Genomic DNA, 13,763 nt, shown 5'->3' on the forward strand with positions numbered 1-13,763 from the left:
TGCAAAATCGCAGAGGAGGGGATCGGCCAAATCTGGGGCCGATCGGAGCATTTTGCCGTCAGAGCCCGGCGACGGTTGCAAGCCGCGGGAAGGCCTTGATGCGGACCTCGTCGATCGGGACCGGCCGGCCGAGATAGTAACCCTGACCGAGCTCGATGCCGAGTTCGTGCATCAGTTCGACGTGGTCGGCCGTCTCCAGACCTTCGATCAGGATCTTCAGGCCGCGATTGCGGATGAGCCGGATGATGTCTTCTAGCATGGCGCGTCCGGCTGGGCGGCGGGCATCCTGCAGGAAGGACCGGTCGATCTTGACGGTGTCGAAGGGGAAGAGCCGGAGCCAGGAGAGGCCGGCAAAGCCGGTGCCGAAGTCGTCGAGCCAGATGCGGATGCCGAGCGCCTGCAGGTCGGTGATGCAGCGAATGACATCCGACTGGCCTTCCATGTCGATGCCTTCGGTGATCTCGAAGGCGAGCTGAGATCCGGACACGCCGGTTTCCTCGAGGATCGTCGAGACGGCAAGCGCAAAGCCACGCGATTTGAGCTGGATGGCGGAGACGTTGACGCTCGCCATCGGCGCGATGCCGGTTGCCAGCACCTCCGTGCAGGCGCGGCGGATCGCCCAGAGACCGAGATCGAGGATTGCGCCGGTGCGTTCGGCGACGGGGATGAACTGAGCCGGCGAGAGCGGCGTGCCGTCGATCATCTTCAGCCGCATCAGCGATTCGACCGCCTCGACCCGGCCGGTGCGCAGGTTCTGGATCGGCTGATAGACGAGATGCACGAGATCGTTCTTGATCGCCATGCGCAGGGTCGCGGCGATGTTCTCGTTGTCGTCGCTGGTCAGCGGATCGTTCGGGTTGAACAGCCGGATGCAGTTGCGTCCATTGGCCTTGGCCGAATAGAGCGCCCGGTCGGCCTCGTTGATGATGCGCTCGAGCTTCGGTCCGCTCTGCGGACGTGTATAGGAGGCGCCAACGCTGACCGTTACCACAGCCTGGCCATCGCGCCGCTGGTCGTGCACCAGATGCAAGCCCTCCACCGCGCTGCGGATGATTTCGCAGAGCGCCATGACCTGATCGCGGCCCGTGACGCGCGACAGCACGATGAACTCCTCGCCACCATAACGGCCGACGGAAGCATTGAGCGGCTTCAGCGTGTCATTGAGCACGCTCGCGACCAGGATCAGGCAGCGATCCCCAGCCTGATGGCCATAGAAATCGTTGTATTTCTTGAAGAAGTCGACATCGACCAGAATGGCCGCGAAGGCTTTCCCCTCACTTTGCCAGTCCGTCCAGTAATCGCGGAGACGCTTGTCGACCGCGCGACGGTTTTCGACCCCGGTCAGGTAGTCGGTGTTCGAGAGCCGCTCAAGCGCGACACCCCGTTTTTCCGCTTCACGATGCTGATGTGCAGCCTCCAGCGCATTGAGAAAAACGTTGTAGCGCTCGCCGTTCAGTTTCCAGTTCACATAAGAGGTGAAGATGAAGCAGGAAACATAGAACAGACCGAAATTGATCATGTAAACCGGGTCACTCGGGAACATGGCGACCATGCTTGCGAGAAGGACGCCCAGTACGACGATCGATGTCACGACCGAGAGAACAAACGGAAAAATGAAGAACAGGTTGGCTCCCATCATGAAGATGGTGCCGAAGATCATATAGAGCCTGATACTCTCGACGGCTGTCGTCTCAAGGGCGGGGATGAGCCAGAACAGATAGCCTGCGACGATCGAGATTGCCGAGATGCTCTCAATCCCGCGCGGACCAACCTTGGCCCAGCAGCACACTTCAATGACGACCAGTGAAAGCAAGGCAACGATGAAACGCGCCAGTATGGTCGTTGCTGCGACGTCAGGAATGAGGATCACGTCGCTCGCGGCGAACAGAAGGTAGACCAGAACAGCCACCCAGAGACCTTGCCTGGCTGCCCTTACGCGTGCAGGCCCGGTATGCGTCTCGTAGATTTGGCGCAGCGTCGCGGGAGGAGCCTGCGTTGGGCAGGACTTCCCCGTCGCCTCGAGATCGTTGAGCGCAGCGTGCGACATGATCGGTTCCATCGGTCTCCACAGCTTCGCGATCGAGTTCGGGTTCGACAGGTCCATCTGTCCGTCTGCCCCTAAACCCTCACTGCGTGCTTTCTCAAACCGCCGGGAGCGCTCTCGCAACTGCGAAAGACCCGACAGACATTGTCGCGTCCAAAGTCAAAAGCTTCAGAACCGATCCCCAAGCCCTGACAGAGTACGGGCATCGGCGCCGTTAACCAAACTCCTCAAAAGTTACCAAATCGAGTCGCGCATTCTCACAACTGCACATATGGTAACTGAAGTATTAACGAGTTTTGCGTTTTTCACGGCGGTGCGGCGTATGAGACATATTGATTTTTCCCTCGATGGCGAGAGCCTGATTACTCCAGAAGCAATTGCAGCCCATGTTGTGGCACCAGGCACAACTTGGGGCGAGCAAGAGTTTCAAACGGCACGGATGGCGCTTGGCCTTGCCCTCGGCATTGCACTGCAGCAATTCGAGCAGGGAGCGGAACCCAGGCAAATCATTCACCGGATCGCAGGCTCTCTGCATGAGCTGCGCATGCGGTACCCGGCCAGCATCTGGCAGCAACTGATCCCGATCGCTCAACAGCACCCGGTATCACGCTATTTTCTGGAAGACCCATTTACTCGCTGGTCCTTCGAAAAGCCTCGTGGCTATTCGGGCGATGCGCAGCTCCTTGACTTTATCTACGGCCATTCAAGCGTAGCGGAATGGGTCGAAAACGCATCTCCGCTGGGGAAGGCGCTTTACGACTACACGAAAGACGCATCGTCTTCGGTGGCCGTGCGCGAGCGTCGTGATCTTCTCACGCAACATGTTGATGCAATTGCTTCTTCTCGTGGCGGAGACGCAGAGGTGCTCACGATCGCCGCCGGTCATCTGCGGGAGGCAAATCGGTCTGTCGCCCTCAAGGAAGGCCGCCTCAAACGCTGGGTGGCCCTCGATCAGGATCCACTGAGCGTCGGCTCCATCAGCCGTGATTTCTCTGGGACCTGCATCGAGGCGGTTGACGGTTCTGTGCGCGGGATCCTCGGCGGTCGCCATGATTTCGGCAAGTTCGATTTCGTGTATGCGGCAGGCCTTTACGACTATCTGAATGACAAGGTGTCGATTAAGCTCACGCAGCGTTGCCTGAACATGCTGAAGCCGAACGGCGTCTTCCTTTTCGCCAACTTCGCGACCGACATCATGGTCGACGGGTACATGGAAACCTTTATGAACTGGGCGTTGTTGCTGCGGTCCGAAACGGACATGTGGCGCATCATCAATGGCAGCGTTGGTGACCTGCCAATCGAAGGCACCGTTCGTTTCGGCGAGAATCGGAACGTCGTCTACGGGATCATTCGCAAGCTGTCCTGAAATGAAACAGCCCGCTGCCCTGTTAACGGGTGGCGGGCTTTATGTACGAAAACGAGACTGGCCATAAACCAAGTTTTGCGAGTTTACCCCTCAGCATCTACTGTAAACCGCGCCCAGCCCTGGCTCATCAGATGCTCTTGCGGCTGGAAGCGGGTCTTGTAGCCCATCTTCTTCGAACCATTGACCCAGTAGCCGAGATAGACATGCGGCAGGCCGAGGGCCTTTGCGCGGCGGATATGGTCGAGCACCATCATCGTGCCGAGTGACCGCTTCTCCATTTCCGGATTGTAAAACGAGTAGACCATCGATAGCCCGTCGCTCATCAGATCGGACAGGGCAACGGCGATGAGGTCACCGCGCGGTTGGGCCGATATGCCGTCGCCGGGCGTGCGCAGCCGATATTCGATCACCCGGGTCTGCACGTGACTGTCCTCGACCATGATCGCATAATCGAGCGCTGACATGTCGGACATGCCGCCGTTCTGATGGCGGTGATCGAGATAGTGGCGGAAAAGGGAAAACTGTTCGGTCGATGGCTGGGCCGGAAAGACGGTCGAGACCACGTCGCGATTGGTGGCTTCGATGCGCTTGAAGCTGCGGCTCATCTCGAATTCGTTGACCAGAACCCGGACAGAGACGCAGGCGCGGCAGGATTCGCAGGCCGGGCGATAGGCAATGTTCTGCGACCGGCGAAATCCGCCTTGCGTCAGGAGATCGTTCATTTCGGTGGCGCGCGGCCCCACCAGATGAGTGAAGACCTTCCGCTCCATCTCTCCCGCCAGATAGGGGCACGGCGCCGGCGCCGTGAGGTAGAATTGCGGGGAGGGGGAGGTCTGCGTGTTCATCTGCCGCCGAGAGAATCCTCTAGCCTGTCCTGTTCGAAGTAGGATGGCGCAAGAATGAAAAAGGTCAACACTCCGGCTGAAAAGCCGGAGTGTGACATCTGTAGAGCGAATGTGAGGCTTAGTAGGTGCGGACAGCGGCCGTGCCGAGCAGAAGGTCATGCACCAGGCGCGACCGCTCGATGAACAGACCGGCCAGCAGGACCAGCGGCGTGAGCACCGAGTTCAGGATCCAGAACAGTGCCAGATGCGCAATCGCCGTGATGAAGTCGATCTTGCGGCCGTCGAGACGCACCATGGCGATGCCCATCATCCGCATGCCGGGCGTCGCCTGCGAAGGACCTGCCATCGACATGCCGAAATAAAGGCCGGCAACCACAAAGAAGAGGATCGGGTAGAGCAGCCAGCCGAGGCCGAGCGTCAGGACACCGAGAAAGAAGACGACCACGGCTGCCGGGATCCAGAGGAGACCGATGAACAGGTAGTCCACGAGAAAGGCGAAGACGCGCCGCGAGAGCACGCCGCTATAGGCGCGCCAATCTTCAGGTGCGGCATAGGACGGGTTGCTGTCGAGGCTCATGGCGGGCTCCTTTGAGGTTGTGCCTCAGATATGGGGAGCCCGACGCCGAATACAATAATCCGTGAACGTCAGCCCTGCTTGGCAAGCAGCCGCGCCACCTCCGGCGCGAAATAGGTGAGAATGCCATCGCAGCCGGCGCGCTTGAAACAGAGCAGCGTTTCGAGCATCGCCCGCTCTCCGTCGATCCAGCCATTGGCGGCTGCCGCCTTGATCTGGCTGTATTCGCCGGAGACCTGATAGGCAAAGACCGGCAGCCCGAAGGCCTCCTTCAGGCGCCAGCAGATGTCGAGATAGGGAAGCCCCGGCTTCACCATCAGCATGTCAGCGCCTTCTTCCACGTCGAGGGCCGCATCACGCATGGCTTCCGTGCCGTTGGCCGGGTCGATGTAATAGGTCTTTTTGTCGCCTTTCAGCAGACCGCTAGTCGAGATCGCCTCGCGATACGGCCCGTAATAGCAGGAGGCGAACTTCGTGGCATAGGACATGATGCCGACGCTCTGGTGACCGGCGGCATCGAGCCCATGGCGGATTGCGCCGATGCGGCCATCCATCATATCGGAGGGCGCGATGATGTCGGACCCGGCGTCGGCCTGGGCAACGGCAGCGCGCACCAGCTGGTCGACCGTCTCGTCATTGACGATTTCGCCGTCCCGCAAGATCCCGTCATGGCCATGGCTGGTGAAGGGATCGAGCGCCACATCGGTGATCACCCCGATGTTCGGAACCGCCTTCTTGATTGCGGCCGTCACCTGATTGAGCAGGTTGTTGCTCTTCAGGACCTCAGAGCCGGTCTGGTCGCGCAACGCCATTTCCACATTGGGAAAGGTCGCAAGCGCGGGGATCCCGAGATCGGCCGCCTCTTTGGCCGCCTCGACGGCCTTGTCGATGCTCATGCGGTGAACACCGGGCATGGCCGCGATCGGCTCCATGATGCCGGTGCCGGGCACCACGAAGATCGGCCAGATCAGGTCGTCGACAGTCAGACGGTTCTCCTGAACCATGCGGCGCTGCCAGTCGGCCTTGCGCAGGCGGCGCATGCGCCTGTGGCCGGTGACTGCGTCTACCAGATGTGTCTTGTCCGTCATGAGCGTGATCCTCGTCTGTGTCAGGCTGCTGATTAGCACGATGCCCTGAGCTTGCAAAACCTCAGCCGGCACATGGGGCCGCCTGCGTCGCCAAACCGCACCGAGCCAACCCGCGCTTCGACAAGGCGCGCTTTAACATCAGCGGGGGAGGGCGGAGCCACCAAGCTGGCGAAGATCTTGTCGCAGGCCTATCCTCGCGCCCATGGAAGCTGATTCGACCAACACGCCCATCCGGAGCCTGACTGAAACCATCTTCGTGCTGTTCCTGCGCGTCGTGGCGTTGTCCTGCCTCTGGTTCGGTCTGCAATATTGGGCGCTGCTCGTTGGCTACAGCCATGATGGCATGGGCCGCTTCGATCTCTTGTCCACACCCTGGCGCGTTGCGGCCACGGCGCTCGCCGTCGTCTTCCCCGTTGCTGCGCTCGGGCTCTGGGTCGCCGGCTCCTGGGGCCCCGTCATGTGGCTGCTGGCAGCTGGCGGGCAGATGCTGATGTTCACCGTCTGGCCGGAGATCTTCGGCCGCAACACGCTCGCGGTTGCCATGCATTCGGTGGTCTTCGTCGTCTATGCCGTTTTCCGCCTAGCGTTGTGGCTCGAAGGGAGACACAAGCAGGAGCGTATAACGGTTGATTTACCCTGATACGACAAGTGGCTTCGGTAAGCCTCTGTTAAGCCTGCGTTTTAAATAGAATTTTATGCGCATTGGATATGGTCCTCACCAAGGCGGGAGAAAAAACCAACACCGCCAAACAAAACAGTGAGGCAGACCGATATGAACACCAAGCTCAAGCCGCAGCCGGCCACTCTCGACCCGCAGGAAGAAGCGATCCGTTCGCTCTACCTCGAATCCCTCCACCTCGTCGAGCGTCTTCACCGCCGCCTTCTCGACGTCATCAAGGACGAGTTCGACCGCAAGGGTCGCTCCGACATCAACGCCGTCCAGGCGCTCCTGCTCTTCAACATCGGCAATTCGGAACTGACCGCCGGTGAACTGCGCTCGCGCGGTTACTATCTGGGCTCGAACGTCTCCTATAACGTCAAGAAGCTCGTCGACCTCGGCTTCATCAACCACCAGCGCTCGCGTGTCGACCGTCGCTCGGTCCGCATCAGCCTGACCGATGCCGGCCAGGAGATCGCCGAAACTGTCGCCAAGCTCTATGAGCGTCACATCGGCTCGATCCAGAAGGTCGGCGGCATCGGCACCGACGAATTCACCCAGATGAACAAGCTCCTGCAGCGCCTCGACCGCTTCTGGAACGACCAGATCCTCTATCGCCTCTGAGTTGCTCGAACGACGACCTCCTCAAGCGATCCACCGCTCGAAACCGGATGCTTCCTGGGAAGCGTCCGGTTTTCGCTTTTTGAAGCCTCACGACATCTGGAGAGCCCTACACAGTGTCGTGACGGAAGTCCCACCTGACACGAATTGGCCATATTGATATGGGACCGCCGGAACGAGTAGAGGGGGCCGTCTCGACAGCCTCTGGTCAACCCCGCAACGCATGTCTCAGCCAGTTTGGCGGCGCTTTGTTAACCATGGCGCGATATGCGTTTTGTTCAGGTTCAGGATGAAACGGTAGGGAATATGTCCAAGACGTCTGGAATTGTTGCTCTTTCGCGCCGCTCGCTGCTTCGCGGTGCCGCCGCTGCCGGTGCTGCGGCATTTGCCGGACAGGCCATGGCGCAGGACGCGATCAATGACCTGATCAACGCGCCCCGCCGCGGCAACTGGGACGACCAGTTCGACGCGCAGGCATCGCGCACGGCTCTGGACGTGGTCTCCAACAGCCCGATTCTGAGCGCCAACAACCTCGTCTACATGCAGCAGGCGATCTCGCAGTACCAGATGATCGTGTCGAATGGCGGCTGGCCAATGGTCAATGCACCGGCTGCGCTGCGCATCGGCGCCATGGACCCGTCCGTTCAGAGCCTGCGCCAGCGCCTGATGATCGCTGGCGACCTGCCGCGTGAAGCCGGCATCTCCAATTCCTACGATTCCTACGTCGAAGCAGCCGTCAAGCGCTTCCAGGCCCGTCACGGCCTGCCTGAAGATGGCGTTCTCGGCGAGTTCACCGTCAAGGCGCTGAATGTCGGCGCAGACGTCCGTCTGAACCAGCTCAACACCAACCTCATCCGTCTCCAGTCCATGTCGGGCGATCTCGGCCGTCGCTACGTGATGGTCAACGTTCCCGGCGCCTCGGTCGAGGCGGTCGAGAACGATCGCGTCGCGCTGCGCAACACCGCCGTCGTCGGCCGCATCGATCGCCCGACCCACATGATCAATTCGAAGATCTACGAGGTCATCCTCAATCCGTACTGGACCGCGCCGCGCTCGATCGTCGAGAAGGACATCGTGCCGCTGATGCGCAAGGATCCGACCTACCTGACCCGCAACAGCATCCGCCTGTTCGACGGCAACGGCAATGAAGTCGCGCCGGAGACGGTCGACTGGAACGCGGCCAAGGCGCCGAACCTGATGTTCCGTCAGGACCCTGGCAAGATCAACGCCATGGCCTCGACCAAGATCAACTTCCACAACCCGAACAACGAATACATGCACGACACGCCCCAGCAGGGCCTGTTCAACAAGCTGATGCGGTTTGAATCCTCGGGCTGCATCCGCGTGCAGAACGTGCGTGACCTCGTGACCTGGCTGCTGCGCGATACCCCCGGCTGGTCCCGCCAGGAAATCGAGCGCGTCATCACGACCCGCCAGAACAACCCGATCAAGCTCGCCGAGGAAGTGCCGGTATACATCGTCTACATCACGGCGTGGTCGACGAGTAACGGCATCGTCCAGTTCCGCGATGACATCTATCAGAAGGATGGCGACGCGCAGCTCGCGCTGCAGTCCAACATCGGTGTCGAACAGTTTGCCGGTTCCGTCGACGAGGATTTTGTGCCGCTGCAATAAGGCGACGCAGTTGCTCATACTCATAGAAAGCCGCGCCTCGTGCGCGGCTTTTTCATGAGAGGCTGCGGCCTTTCGCCCGAGCGCGTCAATTGATCTGCAAATGTCGCTCTTCGTATTGCTCTCAGGACTGCGGAAGTTTAAGACCCCACAGCATCAAACGCTTTTGAGGAGCCAGCGATCATGTCGAACAACGATGCCTTCTTTTCTCGTTCTCTCGCCGATACGGATCCGGAAATTTTCGGTGCGATCGAGAAGGAACTCGGTCGTCAACGTCATGAGATCGAACTGATCGCCTCCGAAAACATCGTCTCCCGCGCCGTGCTCGAAGCCCAGGGCTCGATCATGACGAACAAGTATGCGGAAGGCTATCCGGGCAAGCGCTACTATGGCGGCTGCCAGTTCGTCGATATCGCCGAAGAACTCGCAATCGAACGCGCGAAGAAGCTCTTCGGCGTGAACTTCGCCAACGTTCAGCCGAACTCGGGTTCGCAGATGAACCAGGCCGTCTTCCTCGCGCTCCTGCAGCCGGGCGACACCTTCATGGGCCTCGACCTGAACTCCGGCGGTCACCTGACCCATGGTTCGCCGGTCAACATGTCCGGCAAGTGGTTCAACGTCGTCTCCTACGGCGTTCGTGAAGACGATCACCAGCTCGACATGGATGACGTTGCCGAAAAGGCGCGCACCCACAAGCCGAAGCTGATCATTGCCGGCGGCACCGCTTACTCCCGCATCTGGGACTGGAAGCGCTTCCGCGAGATCGCTGACGAAGTGGGCGCTTACCTGATGGTCGACATGGCCCATATCGCCGGCCTCGTTGCCGGTGGCCAGCATCCGTCGCCGTTCCCGCACTGCCATGTCGCGACCTCCACGACCCACAAGTCCCTGCGTGGCCCGCGTGGCGGCATGATCCTCACCAACGACGAGGATCTGGCGAAGAAGTTCAACTCGGCCGTCTTCCCGGGCCTCCAGGGCGGTCCGCTGATGCATGTCATCGCCGCCAAGGCCGTTGCCTTCGGCGAAGCGCTGCAGCCGGAATTCAAGGACTATGCCGCGCAGGTCGTGAAGAACGCCAAGGCGCTGGCCGAGACCCTGATCAAGCAGAACCTCGACATCGTCTCCGGCGGCACCGACAACCACCTGATGCTGGTCGACCTGCGCAAGAAGAACGCCACCGGCAAGCGTGCGGAAGCCGGCCTCGGCCGCGCCTACATCACCTGCAACAAGAACGGCATCCCCTTTGACCCGGAGAAGCCCTTCGTCACCTCCGGCATCCGTCTCGGCACGCCGGCCGGTACGACCCGCGGTTTCAAGGAAGCGGAATTCACCGAAATCGGCAATCTGATCGTCGAGGTTCTCGATGGTCTAAAGGTCGCCAACTCGGATGAAGGCAATGCCGCCGTCGAAGCGGCCGTTCGGGACAAGGTCGTCGCCCTGACGGACCGTTTCCCGATGTACCCCTACATGTAAGGCTGGACGTGGATGCGCTGCCCCTTCTGCGGATCGGATGAAACCCAGGTCAAGGACTCGCGCCCGGCGGAGGATAACACCTCCATCCGCCGGCGTCGCATCTGTCCGGATTGCGGGGGGCGCTTCACCACCTTCGAACGGGTGCAGCTGCGCGAGTTGATGGTCTTGAAGAAGACCGGTCGCAAGGCGCCCTTTGATCGCGACAAGCTGGTGCGGTCCTTCCAGATCGCACTGCGCAAGCGTCCCGTCGATCCCGACCGCATCGAGCGGGCGGTCTCCGGCATCGTGCGTCGTCTGGAAAGTTCCGGCGAAACCGAGATCTCCTCGGAGGAAATCGGCCTGCAGGTGCTCGAGGCCCTGAAGACGCTCGATGACGTGGCCTTTGTTCGCTACGCCTCGGTATATCGTGACTTCAGCCACGCAGAAGACTTCGAGAATGTCATTTCCGAGATCAACGCCAAGATCTCCAGAGACAGCACGGCGGATTGACGACGTGTCGATTACGGCCCGCGACGAACGGTATATGCGGGAGGCAATCAAGCTTTCCGAAACCCATGTCGGTCGTACCGGCCCCAATCCCTCGGTCGGCTGCGTCATCGTCAAGGATGGCGAAATCGTCGGGCGCGGCGTCACCGCCTTCGGCGGTCGTCCCCATGCAGAGCCCCAGGCCATTGCCGAAGCCGGCGAGAAGGCGAGGGGAGCCACGGCCTATGTCACGCTCGAACCTTGCTCTCATCATGGAAAGACGCCGCCCTGCGCCAATGCGATCGTCACAGCGGGCATCGCCCGCGTCGTGGTTGCCGTCGCCGATCCCGATCCGCGTGTGTCGGGTCGAGGTCTGAAGATCCTGGCGGACGCCGATATCGAGGTCACGATCGGCATCCTGCAGAAGGAAGCCAGGCGCGCCATGGCCGGCTACCTGACACGGCAGACCAAGGGTCGGCCTCAGGTCACGCTGAAACTGGCCATATCCGCAGATGGAATGCTCGGAAGGCTGGGCGAAGGGCAGGTGGCCATCACCGGTCCAGAAGCTCGCACGGAAGTACATCGTCTTCGGGCGGAAAGTGATGCCATCCTCGTCGGTATCGGAACGGCTCTTGCGGATGATCCCGAGCTGACCGTGCGCTTGCCGGGGCTGGAAGACGCGTCTCCCATTCGCATCGTTCTCGATCGGCGGGCCGAACTGCCCCCGACATCGAAACTGGCGATAACCGCAAAGAGCGTACCAGTCATCGCCGCGGTCGCTGCTGGTTCGATCGGTCATCGATCGGCGCTTCAAGAACTGGGTGTGGAAGTCGTTGACGCCGGAGGAATAGAGGATCTGCTTGCGCTCCTCGCCAAACGCGGCGTTTCGTCTCTGATGGTCGAAGGCGGCGCACGCGTCGCCTCCGATCTCTTGGCTCGGGGACTGGTCGACCGGATCCACCTCTATGATTCATCCGTCACCATCGGACCCGGCGGCATCGCCTCGCCGATTACGGCTGACCACCTTCCCGCCGGTTTCGTCCGCGTGGATGAGCGGAAGGTGGGGGCGGATCGCCTGCAGATCTTCGAGCGACTGCCGGCCTCTGCCTGGGTTTAGCGCCAGAACAGCAGAATCAGGATGATGAGCGGGATCGGTACGCCGATCAGCCAGAGAAGAATGCCGCGACCCATGGGTGCCTCCAGAAGTGAGTGTTGCGAGGCGACCGCGTCGGGTGCCTATCGACTGCGAAAACACCCGTCTATGCCTAAAGGTTCCATGGCGTGAAAAAGCCCCCGTTCTGGGAGAAACGGGGGCAGAGTTGGGGACTGGGAGGAGGGGTAGGCGATATCAGCGGACGTAGAAGGTGACGCTTCCATCGGCGGCGCGCTCGGCGCCGACGATATTGGTCAGTTCGACGTTCTGCGCCTGCAGCTTCTGCGCCAGCGAATGGTTGGCGATGACCGAGGCCTGCAACTGGCGCGTTTCGGGAGAGCTCTGCGAAACGGCGGCAAAGCGTTCATGCGCGGCATCATGCGTTCTCAGCGAGTCGATCCGAACCACGTCGAAGTCGGAAGCCGGCAGCGTCTGGATGGTGCTTTCGATCTTGCTTTCGGGAGCGCCGCTGGCGGCTGGCATGGCGGCATAGCTTTCGGCGCCGAAGGCAATGGCGGAGAGTGCCGTGGCACTGAAGATGGCTGCAAAGCGATTCATGGTCCTGTTCCTTTCGAGGATGTTTGCGATGGCGGGGGATTCCGTCGCTCGCTTGAAAGACTGAAGCTGGGATTGGTTTGTGGCAAAATCCAGCCTCTAAGTGTCTGAATTCCATTAAACATTTGTCACGATATGTGCCCGATTTTCGCCTGCATTAGCGAGAGTGGAACAACAGTGTCAGGCCGGTAAACTGGGCTTTGGCAAAATGCGCGCCCGCGTCGCAGGTCTGTCCTGCCGCAAAAACACTTGCCTTCCGGGATATGGCGTGGTTTGACCGCGTTTCTGTTCGGCCAGCGGCCGCAATCACATTCAAGATCGGATCGGACCCATGGTAGATAAGTCGGCTTCGCCGCATTTGCTGATCGTCGAGGCACGCTTCTATGACGACATGTCGGACGCTCTTCTGGACGGCGCCAAGCACGCTTTGGACGAGGCTGGCGCGACATTCGACGTCATCACGGTGCCGGGTGCACTGGAAATCCCGCCGGCAATCGCCATGGCTCTGGACGCCATGGACGATGAAGGCACGCAGTATGACGGCTTCATCGCGCTCGGCATGGTCATCCGCGGCGAAACCTATCACTTCGACATCGTCGCCAACGAATCCTCCCGTGCGCTGATGGAACTTGCTGTCTCGGAATCGCTCGCGATCGGCAACGGCATCATGACCGTCGAGAACGATGAGCAGGCCTGGGCGCGCGTCAAGCGCAGCGAAAAGGACAAGGGCGGCTTTGCGGCCCGAGCGGCGCTCTCGATGATCGAACTGAAAAAGAAGCTGGGTGGCTGAGCGATGACGGGCGAAGGAAAGCATCCGGTGAAGCCGGCAAACCAGCGTGGCGCCGCGCGTCTCGCCGCCGTTCAGGCGCTGTACCAGATGGACATCGCCGGCTCCGGCGTCCTCGAGGTCGTCGCCGAATATGAAGCGCACCGTCTTGGCCAGGAAGTCGATGGCGACACCTATCTGAAGGCGGACGCCTCCTGGTTCCGCTCGATCGTGGCCGGCGTTGTCCGCGACCAGACAAAGATCGATCCGATGATCGCCAAGGCGCTGCAGGACGATTGGGCGCTTTCGCGCATCGACAGCACCGTGCGTGCTATTCTGCGTGCCGGCACCTTCGAATTGATCGAGCGCAAGGATGTGCCGATCGCCGTCATCGTAACTGAGTATGTCGAGATCGCGCAGGCCTTCTTCCCGGACGACGAGCCGAAGCTGGTCAACGCCGTTCTCGACCGTATCGCGAAACAGGTTCGCGCACCGGCGCAGAAATAGACGAGAAGCAGGATCA

Annotated in this window: 14 protein-coding genes; 9 read left to right on the forward strand and 5 right to left on the reverse strand. The window is 60.6% G+C overall.

Annotation, left to right across the window (positions count from 1 at the left end; genetic code table 11):
• Nucleotides 1-58 precede the first annotated feature (58 nt).
• On the reverse strand, nt 59-2,047 hold the full coding sequence (locus M1E12_RS05230; RefSeq protein WP_479564832.1) for a putative bifunctional diguanylate cyclase/phosphodiesterase: 1,989 nt from the start codon (nt 2,045-2,047) through the stop codon (nt 59-61).
• A gap of 319 nt (nt 2,048-2,366) precedes the next feature.
• Between M1E12_RS05230 and M1E12_RS05235 the strand changes: the two genes are divergently transcribed.
• Nucleotides 2,367-3,410 (forward strand): class I SAM-dependent methyltransferase, encoded by a 1,044-nt coding sequence (locus M1E12_RS05235; RefSeq protein WP_479564833.1) that lies wholly within the window; start codon nt 2,367-2,369, stop codon nt 3,408-3,410.
• Between the two features lie 83 nt (nt 3,411-3,493).
• Here M1E12_RS05235 and M1E12_RS05240 read toward each other — a convergent pair whose 3' ends face one another.
• From M1E12_RS05240 to hemB, 3 genes are all read right to left on the reverse strand, one after another.
• Complete coding sequence (locus M1E12_RS05240) at nt 3,494-4,255, reverse strand: arginyltransferase (RefSeq protein WP_479563994.1); 762 nt, start codon at nt 4,253-4,255, stop codon at nt 3,494-3,496.
• A gap of 118 nt (nt 4,256-4,373) precedes the next feature.
• Nucleotides 4,374-4,832 (reverse strand): RDD family protein, encoded by a 459-nt coding sequence (locus M1E12_RS05245; protein ID WP_113459339.1) that lies wholly within the window; start codon nt 4,830-4,832, stop codon nt 4,374-4,376.
• A 68-nt stretch (nt 4,833-4,900) separates the two neighbouring features.
• Complete coding sequence (gene hemB / locus M1E12_RS05250) at nt 4,901-5,917, reverse strand: porphobilinogen synthase (protein WP_479563995.1); 1,017 nt, start codon at nt 5,915-5,917, stop codon at nt 4,901-4,903.
• 202 nt (nt 5,918-6,119) lie between these two features.
• Between hemB and M1E12_RS05255 the strand changes: the two genes are divergently transcribed.
• From M1E12_RS05255 to ribD, 6 genes are all read left to right on the forward strand, one after another.
• A complete protein-coding gene (locus M1E12_RS05255) occupies nt 6,120-6,557 on the forward strand; it encodes a DUF6163 family protein (protein ID WP_479563996.1) in 438 nt (145 codons plus the stop codon).
• Between the two features lie 132 nt (nt 6,558-6,689).
• Entirely contained in the window at nt 6,690-7,199 is a 510-nt protein-coding gene (gene ldtR, locus M1E12_RS05260; RefSeq protein WP_102021346.1) for a transcriptional regulator LdtR, read from the forward strand.
• A 303-nt stretch (nt 7,200-7,502) separates the two neighbouring features.
• Complete coding sequence (locus M1E12_RS05265) at nt 7,503-8,831, forward strand: L,D-transpeptidase family protein (RefSeq protein WP_310237882.1); 1,329 nt, start codon at nt 7,503-7,505, stop codon at nt 8,829-8,831.
• Between the two features lie 180 nt (nt 8,832-9,011).
• Nucleotides 9,012-10,301, forward strand: a complete 1,290-nt coding sequence (gene glyA, locus M1E12_RS05270) for a serine hydroxymethyltransferase (protein WP_113459343.1) — start codon at nt 9,012-9,014, stop codon at nt 10,299-10,301.
• Between the two features lie 12 nt (nt 10,302-10,313).
• Nucleotides 10,314-10,790 (forward strand): transcriptional regulator NrdR, encoded by a 477-nt coding sequence (gene nrdR, locus M1E12_RS05275; RefSeq protein WP_113459344.1) that lies wholly within the window; start codon nt 10,314-10,316, stop codon nt 10,788-10,790.
• Nucleotides 10,791-10,794: 4 nt separating this feature from the next.
• Nucleotides 10,795-11,883: a bifunctional diaminohydroxyphosphoribosylaminopyrimidine deaminase/5-amino-6-(5-phosphoribosylamino)uracil reductase RibD gene (ribD, locus tag M1E12_RS05280; RefSeq protein WP_479563997.1), complete on the forward strand. Its 1,089-nt coding sequence runs from the start codon at nt 10,795-10,797 to the stop codon at nt 11,881-11,883.
• Nucleotides 11,884-12,114: 231 nt separating this feature from the next.
• Here ribD and M1E12_RS05285 read toward each other — a convergent pair whose 3' ends face one another.
• On the reverse strand, nt 12,115-12,477 hold the full coding sequence (locus M1E12_RS05285) for a hypothetical protein (protein WP_136538920.1): 363 nt from the start codon (nt 12,475-12,477) through the stop codon (nt 12,115-12,117).
• A gap of 328 nt (nt 12,478-12,805) precedes the next feature.
• On the opposite strand from M1E12_RS05285, the gene ribH reads away from it, so the two are divergent.
• Both ribH and nusB read left to right on the forward strand, forming a co-directional pair.
• Entirely contained in the window at nt 12,806-13,264 is a 459-nt protein-coding gene (gene ribH / locus M1E12_RS05290) for a 6,7-dimethyl-8-ribityllumazine synthase (protein ID WP_479563998.1), read from the forward strand.
• Nucleotides 13,265-13,267: 3 nt separating this feature from the next.
• Nucleotides 13,268-13,747: a transcription antitermination factor NusB gene (nusB, locus tag M1E12_RS05295; protein WP_136538922.1), complete on the forward strand. Its 480-nt coding sequence runs from the start codon at nt 13,268-13,270 to the stop codon at nt 13,745-13,747.
• The last annotated feature ends 16 nt before the right edge of the window (nt 13,748-13,763 follow it).

The organism is Rhizobium sp. K33, from assembly GCF_056501445.1.